Here is a 17,445-nt window from a genome sequence, read left to right on the forward strand (position 1 = left end):
AGCATCCTGCTGAATGCTTGTTTTAAAATTCATTTTTGCCATGGAGGATGGAAAGTTACATAAGTACCCGCTATAAAATCATGAATTGCTCGTTTATCCTCGCGAATCCCCACCATAAATGCACTAACAATAACACCAATTCCTAAGGTTAAAATGTAAAAAATATTAGCAATTAACTGTCGTTTAATCATTGTCCAAAAACTGACATCGGTCTCATCTAAATTCACGATGCGGATACCAAGAATTTTCTTTCCTACAGTATATCCTACCCAAAATACAGGGAGTAATATGAAATATAAATACGTTCCTAAAGTAGTGAACCACGTATCACTTTCTCCAAGAATAAGGTAACTAATAATGGCAAGCGGCAGGCTCATAATAATGCCATCTAAAAGATTGGCACCAAGCCTAATCCAAAATCCAGCTGGATTCAATGCTTCAACTCCTTTCAACTAACTATAGTACAGAGTCATCCACACTATTTAAATATTCCTCAATCGAACCAATAACTGATTCTACACAACCATCCTCAAAAGGTGAGATCAAATTAGCTTCACCTACTAGTTTAGTGAAAGATTTCGAGCCACCAAGCTGACAAAGATGTAAATAATCTTTCCAAGCAGCTTTGTGATCCTCTCTTGAGCGTTTCCAAAATTGAAATGCACAAATTTGAGCAAGTGTGTAGTCGATATAATAGAACGGACTAGCATAAATATGTCCTTGACGTTGCCAGAACCCGCCAGACTCATAATAACTATTTCCGTCATAATCGAGGTGAGGTAAATAAATCTCCTCAATTTTCTTCCAAGCAGCCTTGCGTTCAGTAGGAGTCATCTCCGGATTTTCATATACAACATGCTGGTATTCGTCAACTGCAACTCCATATGGGAGGAAGAGAAGTCCGCTACTTAAATGGGCAAACTTATATTTGTCGGTTTGATCCTTAAAGAATAACTCCATCCAAGGCCATGTAAAGAATTCCATACTCATCGAATGAATCTCACAGGACTCAAATGTTGGCCATACATATTCTGGGATCCCTATGTTGCGACTTGTGTACACTTGGAAAGCATGACCCGCTTCATGTGTTAGTACATCAATATCTCCGGAAGTTCCATTGAAATTAGAGAATATATAAGGAGATTCGTAATTATCGATAAATGTACAATAACCACCAGCCTCTTTCCCTTTTTTCGCAACTAAATCCATAAGATCGCGGTCAATCATAAATTGGAAGAATTCAGCGGTTTCAGGAGATAACTCCTCATACATTTTCTTTCCATTTTCCACAATCCATTCAGGAGAACCTTGTGGCGTAGCGTTCCCACTGAGGAAGTTAAAAGGTTCATCGTAATATTTCAGACTGTCTACCCCAATACGTTTTGCCTGGCGTTCATAAAGCTTAGTCGCAACAGGTACAATAAAATCACGCACCTGGTCACGGAACTTTTTAACCATTTCCGCATTGTAATCGATTCGGTTCATACGAATATAACCGAGCTCTACAAAGTTCTTGTATCCAAGTGTCGTAGCTATTTCATGACGTACTTTTACCAGTTGATCATAAAGGTCATCAAATTTCGCTTCATTTTCATGGAAAAATCCACTACTAGTTTCCTTAGCCTTCTTACGAGTATCACGATCCGTTGATTCTGCATACGGTCCTAGCTGTGCAAGTGTTAATGTCTCACCATTAAATTCTACCTGTGCAGAAGCAACGAGCTTTGAGTAGTCGGAAGAAAGCTTATTTTCTTTTTGCATAAGAGAAATGATTTCCGGAGAAAATGCCTTGATTTGATAATCCGCCAAGTCAAAAAGCTGATTGCCCCATTTCGCTTCCAGTTCATTTCGGAACGGTGATGCAACTAACTCCTTGTAATATTCCGTAACCATCTCTTCTATTTCTGGGTTGGTCTCATCAAAATAATCACGCTCTTTTTGATAGAATTCATCATTAGTATCGATAGATGCACGAATATAAACTAAGTTTGCATGTGTAGAGTAATCATTGCGAAATGAATTGATATTCTCTATCGCAGTATTTTGTTCTTCAACTGTTGTGGCTTCCTTAAACTTTGTTAATAACTCTTGAAATGTAGCCTTATCTTGTTCTAAATTTGGACGTTTGTATTCGTAGTCCTTGAATGTGACCATTTAAATTCCCCTCTCTATCGTTTCGCTTTACGAAACGTCTTATTCATATTGTTTATTATTTTCAGATAAATTGCAACCACATTTTTACAAGTTGATAAAAAGTAAACGTTATTATATAATGTTTGTAAATTAGTAAACAAAGAATGGTTGTGTTTGTATATGGAGTTATCGGAATTATTATGGAATGCATCTTCAGAACAGTTAAAGAAGGGTTATATCGAAAAGGAAGACATGTATGTGTGTCTTTTATGTGGAAATAAAGTAGAAAAAGGATTCATTTATCCAAAGAATAATATGTTATATGAAGCAGAAAAATTCATGAAATTCCATATTGAAGCGGAGCATGAATCTGTTTTTCATTATTTAATAGGATTAAACAAAAAGTTGACTGGGTTAACTGATCATCAAAATAGCTTATTACGTCTATTTTATGAGGGTAGAAGTGATGCAGAAGTACAGAAAGAATTGGATATTGGAAGCTCATCGACGATTCGTAATCATCGTTTTGTGCTAAAAGAAAAAGAGCGACAAGCAAAAGTATTTCTTGCAATGATGGAATTGTTAAAGGAAAAAGACGATCACGCTCCCGCATTTTTGCCTCTTCATAAAACAGCAACGATGGTGGACGATCGCTATAACATTACCCAAGAAGAACAGGAAGATGTAGAAGCGAAATTTTTTCCTAATGGAATTGATGGCCCTCTTATGAAATTCCCGAAGAAAGAAAAGCAAAAACTAGCAACTTTGAGGGTTCTTATACAAAGATTTGAAAAAGAAAAAACATACACAGAAAAAGAAATAAATCATGTCTTAAAGAAAGCATACGAAGACTTCGTAACATTAAGACGTTACTTAATAGAATATGGGTTTTTAGATAGGAAAGATGATGGTAGCGAATATTGGGTAAAAAAATAAACTAAGAAGGATGGAATACAAATGGATCGTAAGAAAGAGCTAAAACAAGAATATAAAGAAATAAAGATAGAAGGAGGGATTTACGTCATCACAAATAAACAAAACGGTAAAAAATTTGTGTCATCAACACCTAATTTTAAGACATTGAACGGAACTAGATTTACGCTAGAAAGCGGGACACATACAAATAAAGAGCTACAAAAAGAATGGTTTGAATATGGCAAAGATAATTTCACCATTGAGCAAGTGGAAGTTTTAAAGAAATCAGAAAATCAATACACGGATGAAAAGAAAGAATTACAAAAGTTACTGGAGAAATGGTTGCAAAAGCTGCAGCCCTATGGGGAAGAGGGGTATCATTCGTGTTAACAAGCTAACGAAGACTGGATGGTTTAACCGTGAATATTGAATGCACAAGGTTTAGAGTGAATGAAGGTAAAACAGACAAAGTAAATGAATGGTTAGCTTTTTTGAATGAACACATGGAGGAAGTATTAGTTACTCTTGAAGGTGAAAAAATGTATATAGAAACAATTTTAGAGAGTTTATAAACGAGCATGAATATCTTTATTGGTATTCTGTACAAGGAAAAGGTGGACAAGCTGTTGAAGAGTCAAAGCATTGGATTGATATAAAACACCTTGCCTATTGGGAAGAATGCATAGATAAGTCTTATCCAGCAGTAGAATTACAAGCAGAGGTAGTAATGATTCCCAATCGAATACGTAATTCTATGAAATAACTTATAAGATGGGTGAAAGGAAAGTAGAGGCGTTACTTTCCTACACCCGTCTTATTAATATGATTATTTTCCGAATATATATGCCTTTAACAATGCTGCACGTTCTCGTGTACGAACCTTGAGTTCGACAACTTTTGGAGTTTTAGCAGCTACTACATCCGAATCCCAACCTAGCTTATTTGCTAGTATTTTGGCACGGTGCAAATGGTAGTCGCTTGTAATAAGTGTAACGGAATTAATACCACTTGGTAACATTTCTTGAGAAAGCAAAAGATTTTCATACGTAGAAGTCGCTTTATCTTCTAAGAGGAGCCTGTCTTCATCAATTCCATTTTCCAATAGAAAATCTTTCATAACAACAGCCTCTTCAATATCTTCATCGGGACCTCGCCCTCCTGAAAGAACTAATTTTACATGTGGATACTCTTTGGCATAGATAAGAGCGGCATCCAATCTATACTGTAAGGCGAGAGAAGGGATATTACCTTTTTTCACTTTGGCACCAAGAACAATAGCATACTCATTTGTACCGTCTGCTTTTGGTTCTAGACCATCCTCTAACCATTTACTTGTCAGTAACCAGATACCAATTCCACTAGAAGCAACAACGACTAATGGGACAAGCACTATCCACCTCATTTTTTTCTTCATAATTATCCTCATTTCATACAGACGGTTTCTTCTTACTTAAAAAGGTGGAAATTTTCATCTCTTCCTTTCGCATTAAGCGACGAAAATTCTCGATATGTAAAACAACTGCCATCAAAAATAGAAATCCGGCAATAGCCATTGGTCCAATTCCCTCTGCAAACCAAATAGATGCACCGATAAAGACAAAGTAAAAAACAAAAACACCTATTAATAAGTAATCCGTTAAAAATGTAGTTCCTATCAATAATATAAGTCCGATTAAGCCAAGTGGCCAGCTAAGAGCTAAGAGCACTCCGATAAGGGTGGCAGTGCCTTTTCCACCTTTAAATTTAGTGTAAATAGGAAAGTTATGCCCGAGTATTACCGCGGCACCTACACTATATAGCAGTATGTCCTGCTCAACTAACGTAAAATCTGTGTACTTTAACACCAAGAAACGCGTCCCGATTACGACTATAACTCCTTTTAAAATATCAATAATTGCAACTAAAACACCATATTTTGCACCCAAAACAATAGCTGCATTTGATGCGCCCGAGTTCTTTAAACCTTCTTTTTTAATATTCACACCACTTAGATATTGTGCTAATTTAGAACCATGAATGGATCCAATCAGATAACTAATAACGAGGATACTAATCATTGAAACAACCATTTTTCACCTCCCACTAACTTCAATATATTAAACGAATGAAAAGATAAGAAGTTTCAGAATTTTAAAGTGGAAGTGTTCTATGTATTTTGTTCAGGCTATGTTAAAGGTAGAGGCTGAATTAAAATAATATCTTTACTCCTTTTTGAAGTAAAGAACCCGGTCGTTGTATAAGACTAAAACTTAAATACCTCCGCTTACCACACCAAGCTGTTTCTTATTAGAAATCTTCCATTGAAATGGATTGGCACACCTACCCCGTTTTTTTCAGCATGGATGTGTAAATGTGGTTCGGATGTATTTCCTGAATTGCCGACTAACCCAATTGGCTGTCCTTTCTGTATTCTTTCTCCTTCTTTTGCAACAACAGTTCCTTTTTGCATATGTGCGATATAGACATTTACATCTTCATCCTCACAGAGTAAGTTGAGGAAATTTCCTTCTGCATTTTCAGAATCAGCATCGGGAGGTGTCAAATCTGGTAAATCATTTCGGACTTCGAGAACTATACCGGTACACGGACTATATAATTGTTCTCCATATATGAAAAAATTATCAAGTTCTTCTGGGTAAATACCGGCTGCTCGTATCCCGAATTTATTCAACTTAACAACGTCTATGGCATATTGCTGACTGGCATAAGCATTATGATAGTTAATTAGCACATGATTTCCACCCTGACCAACATAATAAGTCCCGTTTTTCAGCGGAAAGTCGAGTTCAACGGCATCATCTTTAGTTGTAAAACCACTGAATGTCAAAATATTATAAGCACCGAAAACAAGTAAAAGAAGCACGTTGAAACTCAGTGACATCTTTTGGCTACGGTTGAATTTGATGCGAAATGGAAGTGAACGTACTTTTTTCCATGAACTATAAGTCGACAGTAACAAAAAGAACATCATTATGAATCTTAGATAATAACTGAACCAATCCCATGACGATGAAAAAAATTGCCAGGTTGTAAATAGAACTGTAAACACTACCAGTGTCAACCAGTTCAATTTACTAGGAAAGTTTCCTTTCCATAATGAAATAATAAACACTGTCGGTAATATCAATTGGATTATGAATAGCTCCAAAATTGCAAGTGTTGTCATATGCTTTCTCCTTATAAAGGGGTTTTTCGTATAGTATGTCGCTAATATGAGAGATGTTGATTTACTTGAATTCCCATATAATAATTTACTTATTCAACACAATCGCAAAAATACCTTCTTATTCAACTAAACTGGACCATTAGTTTAAGTGAATGCTCCTAAAATCTCACATTTATTTTAACATAAATACCTAGAGTTATATGAGTACCGCATTCTCCGTATTGATCAATGATTAATCAATCTTGTCCTTTAATAGAGTCTCTTAAAATTGAAACTATCGATTATGAAAAACGTATTAAAATTACCGTATCTAATTTTTAGCTTTCGTCGGTATGGATACAAAGGAAGTCCTATTAGCTATTTTTTTGAAGAAATAAGACTTAATGGGAATTCAGCCGAGTGAATAGCATTATGGTCTAATTAATATGGGCTTCCAAATTATAAAAAAACAAATGAAAAGAAAATGACTGTCTATTTGGCGTAACTTAAGGAGAGAAAAATATGAATGTAGAAATAGTTTTTGGAGATTTCCCAGTATTGGAATCTGCTAATCTAGTATTAAAAAAAATAGATGATGTGCACTTAGAGGAAGTATATAAAATTTACGATAACGAAAATGTATTTGAGTATTGTGGAATCATTCCAAAGCATAATGTACAAACGGTAAGGAAGATGATTGGGCATTTTGATAGAGACTATCACAAAAAAAGTAGAGTGAAGTGGGGAATCTTTCAGAAACATCAAAGTGATAAATTAGTGGGAATTATAGAAGCTATGGATTTTAACCAAAAAGTGAACACGGTCTCTATTGGATACTTTTTGGCAGAGGATAATTGGGGTAAGGGAATTGCAACTGAATCGGTTGGGATGGTAGTAAAGTTTTTATTTGAAGAAGTTAATGTAAACAGAATTCAAGCTGAGGTTATGCCTGCAAACGAGGTATCAAAGAAAGTCCTCTTAAAAAACGGTTTTATGAAAGAAGGATTATTAAGACAAGCTACTATATGGTCTGGTAAAGGAATAATAGATTTAGAAATATACGGCATTCTTAAAGGGGACTATACAAGTATTTTATAGTGCTGGGTTTTAAAACAAATTAAATCTGAAAATAAAAAAGCCTCAATACCATTTACATGGAATTGAGACTCTCTTAACATTAAATATCAAATCTATGAACAGCGTTACGTAATTGTTCCGACATACCAGCCAAGTTATTAGAGGAATTTGTAATCTCTTCCATACTCGCTGCTTGTTCTTCAGATGCTGCCGCTACATTCTGGATATTCCCAGATGCTTGAATAGATATAGCACTTACTTGTTCCATGGAACCAGCAATGTTAAGTACACCCTTGTTCATACCTTCAACGACGCTGTTAACATCATTCATTTGTTTGGTTAACTCGCTCACAGCTGTATAGATATCTTTAAAGGCATTGCCCGCCTCATCAAATGTAGTAACGCTATCTCTTAAATTATCATAGCTTATTGCCATCGATTTAACCGCATGAGAAGATTCTGATTTAATCGTATCAATACGAGTACTAATACTATTGGCAGCTTCACGCGATTGATCTGCCAATTTTCGTACTTCTTCTGCAACAACTGCGAATCCTTTACCATGCTCTCCTGCACGTGCTGCTTCAATTGAAGCATTTAATGCAAGTAAGTTTGTTTGATCAGTTATTTCTGTAATTAATGAAACAATATCCCCAATTTCTTGCGTATAATCGCTTAAACGTTTTACAACATCTGAAGTAGCATTAATAGCATCGGATGTGGTGTCCATTTTTTGAACGGCCATGTGGATGGTATCATTACCTTTTGAGGCAATTTCAGATGCGTTTAAAGCCTTGCCAGACACGCTATTAACTTCTAATGCCACTTTACTCATAGCTTCAGAAATAGTAGAAACATTTTTCTCCACTTCTTCTATAGCCGCTGTTTGTTTTTCTGAACCAACGGAAACTTCTTGCATGGAGGAAGTGATTTGCTGAATTGACGCGCTTGTTTCTTCAGAACTCGCTGATAACTCCTCCGACGTTGCTGCTACTTGCTCAGCATTTTCGCCAATATGAGTAATTAAGGAACGTAAATCCCCAGTCATATTATTAATACCATGAGAGAGCTGTGCAATCTCATCATTGCCTTTAATTTGCAAATGCTCTACTGTTAGATTCCCTTTCGCTACTTCTTCTACAAAGTCGGTAACAGCTTTAATAGGATTTATAATGCGTTTACTTACGAAATAAGCAATTATCGTACCTAATACAATAAAGATCAATGTAATCGATATGGATAACCTAATAATTTGGCTTTCTAGTAAAGTAATGAATGATGCATCCATATCTAATCCTAGAATTATATCTGTATTCTTGAAGGGAATGAAAATAGATTTGTGGGTCCCATACTCATCTGTATAGATGTCACTAATTTTGACTTCCCCTTTGTCAATAGCTTCATTCATTTTTTCATCAAATGTATAAGAGGCATTACGGTCATCCGTATCACTCAATGCAACAATATGTTCAGTTCCATTTGAACGTGAAAGAACATACACATTTTCCACATCGTGGTTCGCTTTTGCTTCATTTAATTTGTCTAGTAATGTACTGTATTGTTCGTCATTATCACTATCAGCACTTACAACTAGATCAGAATCTAGATCGTCAAAAACATCATCAGATACTAATTGTAGTGTAGTTTCGAATTGGTCGATAACGTAATCGTCTATAATTGCTTTAGAGAAGATGAACAATATTAAACTAAAAATGATGGAGAATAGCGCGATCGGTACTATAAAACTTAGAATATATTTATATAACATAGAACTCTTTAGTTTAGTAAATAACTTCATCTTTTACAGCCTCCAATGTAGTGATGGAATGATGAAGGGAATCTACCATTGCTGAGATGTGCTCCACTTCGGTATACGGTGAAATAGAAAAGAATTTCGCTGCTGCAACAGGAACCAGTTCATCTGAATCACAAACTGCTACAGTGCATACACGAGTTGTATCACCGAAAAAGACATCATCACGATGTTTCCCTAACACTTCAAATAGCGATGAATTTAAAGCGTTGATTTCTTTTACTTGTGCCAGTGAATAACGGCCTGCTTGTTCATCTCTCCAATTCAATCCTTTTTCATAATAGCGATAAGCAGTAATAGGTCCGATATTCGATTCATTTACCACATATAATGAAGGAATCTTTATAGCTATTTGCTCCTGGAATGCTAAATTCACACGAACATAATTTGCTAGGAGCTGTTGGTATCCCGTCTTACCAAACGCCAACAATGCAGCATAAATGGCAATCGAACTACCCATACGTGAGCATTCTAACGTATAACCAGTGTGATACGATCCATACCCTCTATTTCCAACATACGGCGTATCAAAATCTTCTAAGTCCAATAAACCTAGATATTTACCTTCCTTCACTAAAAACAGACTCGTTAAGTAAGGAGTTTGTCCAAGCTTTTGGAAATCAAAACATAAACTATCAGCCAATGATATATACTGCATTCGTTCACGAATATGTTGAAGACTTACTAGTACTTCTTGTTCAAAATGTAGAGGGTTATTTTCAAAATCATAATCATTAAAGAATGCATAAAATCCACCAAGTGCAGAATCGGCATGAATATGGATAGGTTTCAAATTATATTTACCTTCGAAAGCTGTGGCCATTTCTTTAATCGCTTTTACATCGTCAATAGCAAAGTTATCTGTTGCACCAGTAGTTGCAACTATATACACAGGAATGCCGCCTTTTTCAATAACTTCCGTTAATCGCATTTCTAGATCTTCCATATCCATAGAATGATCCGTCCCAGCTTTGACACGAACTAGATGATTGCTTCCAATACCAACAGCCTCTACAGACTTCAATAAACTATAATGTGCATTTTCAGATGCAAAACAGTATAAATTATTTGGAACGCCTTCTTCTTTTGCGTTAGGGAACTGTTTTGCTATTGCCATACGCAAGCCACTGAACACAGCGCCTTGTCCGCCCCAAGTTGTGTAACCAAAGCTTTCAGTAAAATCATATCCAACTAGCTTCGACATCATGGAGACCACTTTTACTTCACATTCAGCTGCAGCTGGTCCGTAAACATCCCATAAGTTATTACCATTTAATAATGAGTTAGTTAATAGTCCAAGGACGCCGGGAATACTTGCCATTGGCAAAACATTTGTTACGAAGTTTCGTGTATGATATGGATGACCCTTCATTAAATCAGTCAATTCTCCAACTACTTCGTCCATTCCTTTGCTATTTAGCGGTACTTCGTAATCTTCCATTAACTCTTTATAAAAGTTTGCGGAACGTTCTTGTATCGGTCCAAGCATCGTTTTATTTGGATCTTTCAAAGCATCCATGGATGTTAATATTGTTTCTACGTAGCCTAATAGCTGTTCTCTCTGTTTTCCATTACCATCTTCACTTTGGAAAAGCTGTTGTATATTCTTCATTTTTTCACCCTTCTTGGTCAATATTTACTATAGATAGATATATTTTATAGTCCGTTATACTCCCGTATAGTATATACTTATTAGACTATAAAAGACTAGAAATTTCGTCGCAAATAGAAAATAAAGAATACTTTAGAATATTTGTAATATTTATGCAAGGGGAGATTTTGAAGGGGGGTAAACAAAATATTTTTTAACTTTTCGAAAAAGTGTTGACAAATAGTTTGATAGAAATCTATACTGTGTAACAAGATGGAAAACTAAATCTAAATACTCTTATCAAGAGTGGCGGAGGGAATAGGCCCTACGATGCCCGGCAACCAACAAGTTCTTAACTTGGAAAGGTGCTAAATCCTACAAATTCTAATACGAATTTGGAAGATAAGAGGAGGAACATGCGAATTTGCACCCTCTTCTTAATTGAAGAGGGTTTTTTGTTTGTTCTAATCCTCCTTCGCCTCCATAAGCGTCCATCTAAACTACATTTTAGGAGGAATTCAAATGACAAATCTTCAAAAAGAAACACTACTTTTACATGGTGGCCAACAACCAGATCCAGTGACAGGCTCACGAGCAGTACCTATTCACAAGACTACATCATTCGTTTTCAAAAATACAGAACATGCGCAAAACCTATTTGCTCTTGCGGAAACTGGTAATATCTATTCTCGTATTACGAATCCAACGGTGGATGTTTTTGAACAACGAATTGCATTATTAGAAGGAGGGACAGCAGCAGTTGCACTTTCTTCTGGAATGGCAGCTATTGCATTTTCTATTTTAAATATTGCAGGAGCGGGAGATGAAATTATTGCTGCCGAAAATTTGTATGGTGGTACATTTAATTTATTCGCTCATACATTGCCGAGATATGGAATTACAGTGAAGTTTGTAGATTCAACTAATCCAGAAAATTTCCGAGCAGCAGTTACGGATAAGACAAAAGCGTTTTTTGCAGAAATCATTGGAAACCCTAGCTTAAATGTATTAGATGTTGAAAACGTTGCAGCTATTGCTAACGAAGTAGGAGTTCCATTGTTGGTAGACAGTACTTTTGCTACTCCCTATGGATCGAATCCGATTAAGCATGGTGCACATGTAGTGATTCACTCGGCAACTAAATGGATTGGCGGTCATGGAACAACTATCGGTGGGGTTGTCATAGATGGAGGAAATTTCAATTGGAACTCTGATAAATTCCCTGGATTCACACAGCCGGATGTAACCTACCATGGTTTAAGATACGGAATAGATGTTCCAAGTGTAGCGTTTGCAGTGAAATTACGTGTTCAATTGCTTCGTGATTTTGGTCCAACTCTAAGTCCTGAAGCAGCTTTCTCCTTTCTACAAGGATTAGAAACACTTCATTTACGCGTACCAAAGCACAATGAAAATGCGCAGAAAATTGCGGAGTACTTAGAAAACAATGAAGAAGTGACTTGGGTTAATTACTTAGGTTTAGAAAGTCATCCTTCACATGAGCTTGCTAAAAAATACTTACAGAATGGTTTTGGCTCGATCCTAACTTTTGGGGTTAAAGGTGGTAAAGAAGCAGGACGCAATATTATCGATAATATAGAAATTTGGTCGCATGTAGCTAACGTTGGCGATGCCAAATCACTAATAATCCACCCAGCATCTACAACACATCAGCAGTTAACTCCAGAGGACTTAGTGAAATCGGGAGTTTCAGAAGACTTAATCCGCTTGTCTGTAGGGCTAGAGGCAGTCGAAGATTTACAGACTGCACTCGAAAAGGTACTCCTAGAAAAAACAAATGTCCTCTCTAGGTAGAATTTTATTGATAATTGAGTGAAAATAGGCTACAATGTGTAAAATAGTTCTTCTAATATAACTGCGAATAAATTTTACTAATAAAAGCAAATTGGAACTCAATTGTGCGGATTCATTTGGAGGAGATAGCATGGCGACGATAAAAGCAGCAATCCTAGGTTTCGGAACAGTGGGGCAAGGGATTTACCACATTGTAAATGAAAAAAGAGAAGATCTTAAAAAGTCTTTAGGCTTAGATTTAGAAATTAGTGCGGTTCTCGTAAACAATGTTGGAAAAGAGAGAATAGCTACACCCGGTGTCCTAGTTACTGATAACTTTGAGGATATTATCAATATTCCTGGTCTTCAAGTAGTCTTCGAGGCAATCGTAAATGAGGAACCTGCATATAACTATCTATGTAGAGCAATTGATAAAGGGTGTCACGTTGTAACAGCTAATAAAGTGATGTTTTCCAAGTATAGTATCCCATTGCATGAGCGTGCAAAGTCTCGTGGAGTATTTATCGGATATGAGGCAACAACAGCAGGCGGAGTTCCAGTTATTAAGACATTGAAAAATTTACTACAAGTTAACTCAGTAAAAAGAATTCAAGGTATCTTAAACGGCACTTCAAATTACATCCTGACACAAATGAGACAAGATGAATGTCAATTTGATGAGTCATTAAAAGAAGCGCAGGACCTTGGCTATGCAGAAGCAGATCCATTTAACGATGTGTCCGGGCAAGATGCATTCCGTAAACTGATGATTCTAAGTGCACTTGCATTTAAAAAACAGCCCAATTGGAATGATGTTCGAGTAGTAGGTATAGACGAAATCTCATTAGAGGACGTCCGTAAAGCGAAAGAACAGGGACTACGATACCGTCACGTGGCAGAAATAGAGCAAGACGAAAATGGAGAACTATACGCTTCCGTAGGACCTCAGCTCGTAGGACCAGATCATCCTTTGTACTCGATTGAAGGAGTAAACAACGCGGTGGCTTTAGATACAAACTATATTGGAACATTAACATTAGTCGGTCCAGGAGCAGGAATGTATCCAACGGCAAGTGTAATGGTAGAGGATTACGCGGAGATAATCGGTAAAAGAGCAGGTTTTTTCATTACGATCTAAGTTTAATTTTAGTGGTACCAGAGTCAATTTCATAATTATTTATTACCATAGAAAATACGAATATTTATGTGATATTATCGGTTTATTTAAAGTGGACTTTGTTAATTGGAGCGCAAGGCGGTGACTCCAGTGGGAATAGCAAATGTTTTCTGCACCGATAGCGAAGCGACAGGTGCACGAGCTGAAAGCCCCGCAGGAAAGACATTGGTCAAACTTTGTTTGGCCAACGTCTTTGCGACGAGTAACCGCAGGAGCATATGTTTTCGCAGTGACGAGGAGATTGAAGCTGTGCCCACGGAAAGCGTCCGCCTGGAGCGGAAATCAACAGAAGTATGGATGCCCAATTAATACAAAAGGACATTCTCCTCATTCGGAGAACGTCCTTTTCCTTTGTATTAATCTTCGTCCTTTACATCAATATCATCTGGAATAGGAGTATTTCGCCATTCGTCGATTTGTCGCTTCAAATCCTCAATCTGCTGTAAGTGGGTTTCAAATTGGGCGCTATTTACGTAATACTCTTCACCATCAAAAATAGCACGAATCTTCTTTTCTGAAATATATCGTTTTACTTGATCAATAGGCATTGATAAATAATTCGCAGTTTCTTCTACTGTCATATACATGTAAAATGCCTCCTATCGTATTAGTATAAGATACGATTGGCAGTAACTCAATATGTGCTATATTGGAAGTTAGAAAATGTGGGAAGGTGGGGGAAAACTTGACCGTATTACCATACATATTCGTACTATTAGGTGCTATTCTATGGGGGACAACAGGAACTGCACAAACATTTTTACCAGACAATGCACACCCATTTATAATTAGTGCTGGACGTTCCGCAACGGGAGGATTATTCCTTCTAATCATTATGATTCTATTAAAAAAAATTAAATTCCGTTCATGGCCTTGGAAACAAACATTATACGCCGCTATTTGTATTTCATTGTTTCAGCTCTTATTCTTTTCATCAGTTCGTTTAACAGGGGTAGCTATAGCGAGTGTGGTTGCTATCGGAAGTGCTCCGGTATTTTCAGGATTGATTGAGTGGATATTTTTAAAGATGCCTCCTACAAAAGTTTGGGGAATATCAACTGGTTTAGCGATTACTGGATGTATGTTTTTATTTATTACAAAAGGTGAAGTGAGCATTAATCCAATAGGGGTTTTGTATTCATTGGTCGCTGGTCTTATTTTTGCATTGTATACAATGAATAGCAAATCTTTGCTGCAAAAAGAAGATGCCATATCGGTTGTTGCGATGACCTTCTCGCTTAGTGCCCTACTGTTAACACCTTTCTATTTTATACTTGACGTAAGTTGGTTGCGGGATGCTGGAAACGTAGGAATCATTTTTTATTTAGGAATAGCTACCACTAGTATTGCTTATGTATTATACGGCTGGGGGCTTCGCAAAATCCCAGCTTCCTCAGCGTTAACTTTGTCCCTGGCGGAACCGACAACTGCCGCTTTACTGGGGGTTGTTGTGGTGGGTGAAGTTCTTAGTACAACGTCTTGGGTAGGGATTGGTTTATTACTCGGGAGTATCGTTATTTTAACGTTAGGGAGTAAATCTGGTAAGGTAGTCACGTAAGCGCTATAAGAAGGTAAAATGTTCGTGACTGTCATCCCCTAATGAATAAGAAAGCATTTTTTCCCTAGTTATCCAAAAAAGAATTAACCTGTTTCTAAAAGTGATAGGTGGGCGACAGACAAATGCCATAAGATTACCTAAGAAAAGTGATATTGGTTGTCACGGATGTCACAACCAATATCACTAAAAATTCACTCGGTAATAATATAGCGGAAAGTCTGTCCAGAGCCCTTCCGGAAATGAGGTTTTGAACTTAAAGGTATGGGCATTAATTTTGCTCGTTTATTCTTATTATTAATTTATAGGGATTCGTTCACTTAGCGGATTATGATTGGAATCATGAGCAATTAGATAATAACTATTTTCTGTCAATGTGAGGCCATTAAATCGTCCAAAGGATTGCTGATCTAAGCTAGTAAAACCTGTTGAAAACCTTTGTTGTACGCCATCCTCAGATTGAATGGTAAAATAAATATTTTCACTAGAAGCCAGCGATAAATCATAATAAATAGTTGTGGAAATAGGAGTGGAAACAACCCTTTCTATTGTAACCTGTTCTCCATTATTTAATGTGATTGGCTTTTTCATTTCAAACACTTTTTTCGCTGCAAGCAAATTTGCTTGTGATACTTGTACATCGAACGTCCATGGTTGTTCTATTCTTATAGAATCTTCCATACTTCGACCCAGAGTTTCGTAACTAAGTTGTATATGAATATCTTCTGTTTCAATTGCTTGGTTTAAATCAATATCGTTATAAATAGTAAACATTGAATCGTTTAATTCGATGGATTGACTACCTGTTGTTATCGTGTAATCTTGTCCATTCACTTTTACTACAGGTCTAATATGTGTTTGGTAATCAAACTTTACATCATCAGCTGGTTCAAATGTTGAACTTAAAACTACTTGTTGGTCATCTAACATAACTTCGTTTAAGGTGAGTTTTCCAAGTTCATTTTCTGCTGTTTCCCCAATTGCTGTTTTATACGATGAAAAATCTAGGTTTTCAATGTTTGGATAGTTATATTTTTCAACTACTCCACCTACAAATGGCATACTAGCAATTGTTCCTTTATCTATTGCCAGTGACAAGCTGAATAAAGCTAATGCTACAACCGATACACTTGCTAATAACCAGTGTCTCTTTTGTCTAATTGGCATTATTTTGTTTTTAAAACCCTTTAAGATACGTTTTTGCTCCAGATGAGACAACTGAGTTTCTTGAAATTCACTTATATCTAACTTAATGTCATTCAAATCTTTATAAATAGACATTCACCTTACACCTCGCCCTTCTGTAAAATTGTTTTTAATTTTTTTCTTCCCCGGGAGAGTTTATTGTGCACCCAGGATTCCTTTGCTTGAAACTCGTTTGCAATTTCTTTAGATGACACTCCTTCAACATAATACTTTTCAAAAATAGAACGTTCGGTACTATTTAATTTATTGAACAAGTACGTAATATCAAACTCAGATTGTTTTGAAATAGATTGACTAGATGCTTCTTCCAATTCAAATTTACTTATATATTGCTTTGATTTTTCGGATCTACGTACATAGTCAATTGCGCGATATTTTGCTATAGCTGCAATCCACTGTTTAAATTCATTTTTTGTAGAATCAAATGAATTAATATGGAACCAAATCGAAACTAATACATCTGCTAAACATTCCTCTATATCTTGTTGATTTCCTTGCAGATATTTACGGATAATCGTGTTAAGCAGCCCACCATATGATTGAAGTACGTAAGAGATACTATCTTCATTTTTATATTTTATTTGTTGTACAACGTTTTGTTCCGTAACCCTCAATTCAGTTCCTCCTTTTTTTCTATATTCGGTACCTGCTTATTAATACGTTTAATGTTATAAAATCCTATCAAATATAAAAATAAAACATTACTAGATTAAAATTCATTATCGATATAACTAAAATCTGTATAATGCAAAAAGGAGGGTGTGACGTGAGTCATGCCCTCCTTACAATATATCTTGCTTAACCAATCTTGTTGTTATTCTGTAAACCGTCTAACTTTCTAGAAATCTCTTTTAAAAGCATAGTGCGTTCATTGCTAGATTTAACAAGTGTAATAACAAACCAAATAATAAAAACCCAAAAAGCCAAGAAAATAAGTAAGGGTATCAGTGCAATAAAAGTATTCATAAAATGCTCTCCTCCTTTTTTAAAACTATAGCATAACTAGAAAATACTGTTAAATAAATTTAGGTAAGTCAAT

General features: G+C 36.1%; 17 protein-coding genes, 1 pseudogene and 1 riboswitch. Of the genes and pseudogenes, 7 read left to right on the top strand and 11 right to left on the bottom strand.

The window, feature by feature from the left end; genetic code table 11:
- Nucleotides 1-29 precede the first annotated feature (29 nt).
- Both ACQCPR_RS01120 and ACQCPR_RS01125 read right to left on the bottom strand, forming a co-directional pair.
- The gene (locus tag ACQCPR_RS01120) at nucleotides 30-434 is read right to left on the bottom strand and encodes an RDD family protein (RefSeq protein WP_269922782.1); all 405 of its coding nucleotides are present in this window, start codon (nucleotides 432-434) and stop codon (nucleotides 30-32) included.
- A 22-nt stretch (nucleotides 435-456) separates the two neighbouring features.
- A complete protein-coding gene (locus ACQCPR_RS01125; protein WP_427137943.1) occupies nucleotides 457-2,154 on the bottom strand; it encodes a M3 family oligoendopeptidase in 1,698 nt (565 codons plus the stop codon).
- A 159-nt stretch (nucleotides 2,155-2,313) separates the two neighbouring features.
- Between ACQCPR_RS01125 and ACQCPR_RS01130 the strand changes: the two genes are divergently transcribed.
- From ACQCPR_RS01130 to ACQCPR_RS01140, 3 genes and pseudogenes are all read left to right on the top strand, one after another.
- Nucleotides 2,314-3,069 (top strand): DUF2087 domain-containing protein, encoded by a 756-nt coding sequence (locus tag ACQCPR_RS01130; RefSeq protein ID WP_093495345.1) that lies wholly within the window; start codon nucleotides 2,314-2,316, stop codon nucleotides 3,067-3,069.
- Between the two features lie 21 nt (nucleotides 3,070-3,090).
- Complete coding sequence (locus tag ACQCPR_RS01135) at nucleotides 3,091-3,438, top strand: GIY-YIG nuclease family protein (RefSeq protein WP_241600506.1); 348 nt, start codon at nucleotides 3,091-3,093, stop codon at nucleotides 3,436-3,438.
- 29 nt (nucleotides 3,439-3,467) lie between these two features.
- Nucleotides 3,468-3,811: pseudogene (locus ACQCPR_RS01140) on the top strand (DUF6176 family protein).
- Between the two features lie 63 nt (nucleotides 3,812-3,874).
- Here the strand turns inward: ACQCPR_RS01140 and ACQCPR_RS01145 are convergent.
- The 3 genes from ACQCPR_RS01145 to ACQCPR_RS01155 form a co-directional block, all read right to left on the bottom strand.
- Nucleotides 3,875-4,462: a YdcF family protein gene (locus ACQCPR_RS01145; protein WP_093495343.1), complete on the bottom strand. Its 588-nt coding sequence runs from the start codon at nucleotides 4,460-4,462 to the stop codon at nucleotides 3,875-3,877.
- 13 nt (nucleotides 4,463-4,475) lie between these two features.
- Nucleotides 4,476-5,117, bottom strand: coding sequence for a glycerol-3-phosphate acyltransferase (locus ACQCPR_RS01150; RefSeq protein WP_093495342.1), 642 nt, complete (start codon nucleotides 5,115-5,117; stop codon nucleotides 4,476-4,478).
- A gap of 194 nt (nucleotides 5,118-5,311) precedes the next feature.
- Nucleotides 5,312-6,214, bottom strand: coding sequence for a M23 family metallopeptidase (locus ACQCPR_RS01155; protein WP_427137944.1), 903 nt, complete (start codon nucleotides 6,212-6,214; stop codon nucleotides 5,312-5,314).
- A gap of 501 nt (nucleotides 6,215-6,715) precedes the next feature.
- On the opposite strand from ACQCPR_RS01155, the gene ACQCPR_RS01160 reads away from it, so the two are divergent.
- The gene (locus tag ACQCPR_RS01160; protein ID WP_427137945.1) at nucleotides 6,716-7,291 is read left to right on the top strand and encodes a GNAT family N-acetyltransferase; all 576 of its coding nucleotides are present in this window, start codon (nucleotides 6,716-6,718) and stop codon (nucleotides 7,289-7,291) included.
- Nucleotides 7,292-7,370: 79 nt separating this feature from the next.
- On the opposite strand, the gene ACQCPR_RS01165 is transcribed toward ACQCPR_RS01160, so the two are convergent.
- Nucleotides 7,371-9,068, bottom strand: coding sequence for a methyl-accepting chemotaxis protein (locus ACQCPR_RS01165; protein ID WP_269922785.1), 1,698 nt, complete (start codon nucleotides 9,066-9,068; stop codon nucleotides 7,371-7,373).
- Entirely contained in the window at nucleotides 9,052-10,695 is a 1,644-nt protein-coding gene (locus tag ACQCPR_RS01170; RefSeq protein WP_427137946.1) for a pyridoxal phosphate-dependent decarboxylase family protein, read from the bottom strand. Before ACQCPR_RS01170 ends, ACQCPR_RS01165 begins: the two co-directional genes overlap by 17 nt.
- Nucleotides 10,696-10,968: 273 nt before the next feature.
- A riboswitch (SAM riboswitch) is annotated at nucleotides 10,969-11,083 on the top strand.
- A gap of 113 nt (nucleotides 11,084-11,196) precedes the next feature.
- Here ACQCPR_RS01170 and ACQCPR_RS01175 point away from each other — a divergent pair.
- Together ACQCPR_RS01175 and ACQCPR_RS01180 are read left to right on the top strand one after the other, a co-directional pair.
- The gene (locus ACQCPR_RS01175; RefSeq protein WP_340878742.1) at nucleotides 11,197-12,489 is read left to right on the top strand and encodes an O-acetylhomoserine aminocarboxypropyltransferase/cysteine synthase family protein; all 1,293 of its coding nucleotides are present in this window, start codon (nucleotides 11,197-11,199) and stop codon (nucleotides 12,487-12,489) included.
- Nucleotides 12,490-12,619: 130 nt separating this feature from the next.
- On the top strand, nucleotides 12,620-13,606 hold the full coding sequence (locus ACQCPR_RS01180) for a homoserine dehydrogenase (protein WP_427137947.1): 987 nt from the start codon (nucleotides 12,620-12,622) through the stop codon (nucleotides 13,604-13,606).
- Nucleotides 13,607-14,001: 395 nt separating this feature from the next.
- Here the strand turns inward: ACQCPR_RS01180 and ACQCPR_RS01185 are convergent, their stop codons facing one another.
- Nucleotides 14,002-14,232, bottom strand: coding sequence for an excisionase family DNA-binding protein (locus tag ACQCPR_RS01185; RefSeq protein ID WP_090569977.1), 231 nt, complete (start codon nucleotides 14,230-14,232; stop codon nucleotides 14,002-14,004).
- Nucleotides 14,233-14,330: 98 nt separating this feature from the next.
- On the opposite strand from ACQCPR_RS01185, the gene ACQCPR_RS01190 reads away from it, so the two are divergent.
- Nucleotides 14,331-15,203 (top strand): DMT family transporter, encoded by an 873-nt coding sequence (locus tag ACQCPR_RS01190; RefSeq protein WP_427137948.1) that lies wholly within the window; start codon nucleotides 14,331-14,333, stop codon nucleotides 15,201-15,203.
- A 294-nt stretch (nucleotides 15,204-15,497) separates the two neighbouring features.
- On the opposite strand, the gene ACQCPR_RS01195 is transcribed toward ACQCPR_RS01190, so the two are convergent.
- The 3 genes from ACQCPR_RS01195 to ACQCPR_RS01205 form a co-directional block, all read right to left on the bottom strand.
- Complete coding sequence (locus ACQCPR_RS01195) at nucleotides 15,498-16,481, bottom strand: DUF4179 domain-containing protein (RefSeq protein WP_427137949.1); 984 nt, start codon at nucleotides 16,479-16,481, stop codon at nucleotides 15,498-15,500.
- A gap of 5 nt (nucleotides 16,482-16,486) precedes the next feature.
- Entirely contained in the window at nucleotides 16,487-17,020 is a 534-nt protein-coding gene (locus ACQCPR_RS01200) for a sigma-70 family RNA polymerase sigma factor (protein WP_090569967.1), read from the bottom strand.
- A gap of 184 nt (nucleotides 17,021-17,204) precedes the next feature.
- Entirely contained in the window at nucleotides 17,205-17,372 is a 168-nt protein-coding gene (locus ACQCPR_RS01205; RefSeq protein WP_427137950.1) for a hypothetical protein, read from the bottom strand.
- Between the last annotated feature and the right edge of the window lie 73 nt (nucleotides 17,373-17,445).

Source organism: Psychrobacillus psychrodurans (assembly GCF_050209195.1).
Taxonomy (GTDB): domain Bacteria; phylum Bacillota; class Bacilli; order Bacillales_A; family Planococcaceae; genus Psychrobacillus; species Psychrobacillus psychrodurans.

Coding starts and splice junctions, on each gene's coding strand:
- ACQCPR_RS01125 (WP_427137943.1), bottom strand. CDS start 2,154: ATGGTCACATTCAAGGACTACGAATACAAACGTCCAAATTTAGAACAA.
- ACQCPR_RS01130 (WP_093495345.1), top strand. CDS start 2,314: ATGGAGTTATCGGAATTATTATGGAATGCATCTTCAGAACAGTTAAAG.
- ACQCPR_RS01135 (WP_241600506.1), top strand. CDS start 3,091: ATGGATCGTAAGAAAGAGCTAAAACAAGAATATAAAGAAATAAAGATA.
- ACQCPR_RS01145 (WP_093495343.1), bottom strand. CDS start 4,462: ATGAAGAAAAAAATGAGGTGGATAGTGCTTGTCCCATTAGTCGTTGTT.
- ACQCPR_RS01150 (WP_093495342.1), bottom strand. CDS start 5,117: ATGGTTGTTTCAATGATTAGTATCCTCGTTATTAGTTATCTGATTGGA.
- ACQCPR_RS01155 (WP_427137944.1), bottom strand. CDS start 6,214: ATGACAACACTTGCAATTTTGGAGCTATTCATAATCCAATTGATATTA.
- ACQCPR_RS01160 (WP_427137945.1), top strand. CDS start 6,716: ATGAATGTAGAAATAGTTTTTGGAGATTTCCCAGTATTGGAATCTGCT.
- ACQCPR_RS01165 (WP_269922785.1), bottom strand. CDS start 9,068: ATGAAGTTATTTACTAAACTAAAGAGTTCTATGTTATATAAATATATT.
- ACQCPR_RS01170 (WP_427137946.1), bottom strand. CDS start 10,695: ATGAAGAATATACAACAGCTTTTCCAAAGTGAAGATGGTAATGGAAAA.
- ACQCPR_RS01175 (WP_340878742.1), top strand. CDS start 11,197: ATGACAAATCTTCAAAAAGAAACACTACTTTTACATGGTGGCCAACAA.
- ACQCPR_RS01180 (WP_427137947.1), top strand. CDS start 12,620: ATGGCGACGATAAAAGCAGCAATCCTAGGTTTCGGAACAGTGGGGCAA.
- ACQCPR_RS01185 (WP_090569977.1), bottom strand. CDS start 14,232: ATGTATATGACAGTAGAAGAAACTGCGAATTATTTATCAATGCCTATT.
- ACQCPR_RS01195 (WP_427137949.1), bottom strand. CDS start 16,481: ATGTCTATTTATAAAGATTTGAATGACATTAAGTTAGATATAAGTGAA.
- ACQCPR_RS01205 (WP_427137950.1), bottom strand. CDS start 17,372: ATGAATACTTTTATTGCACTGATACCCTTACTTATTTTCTTGGCTTTT.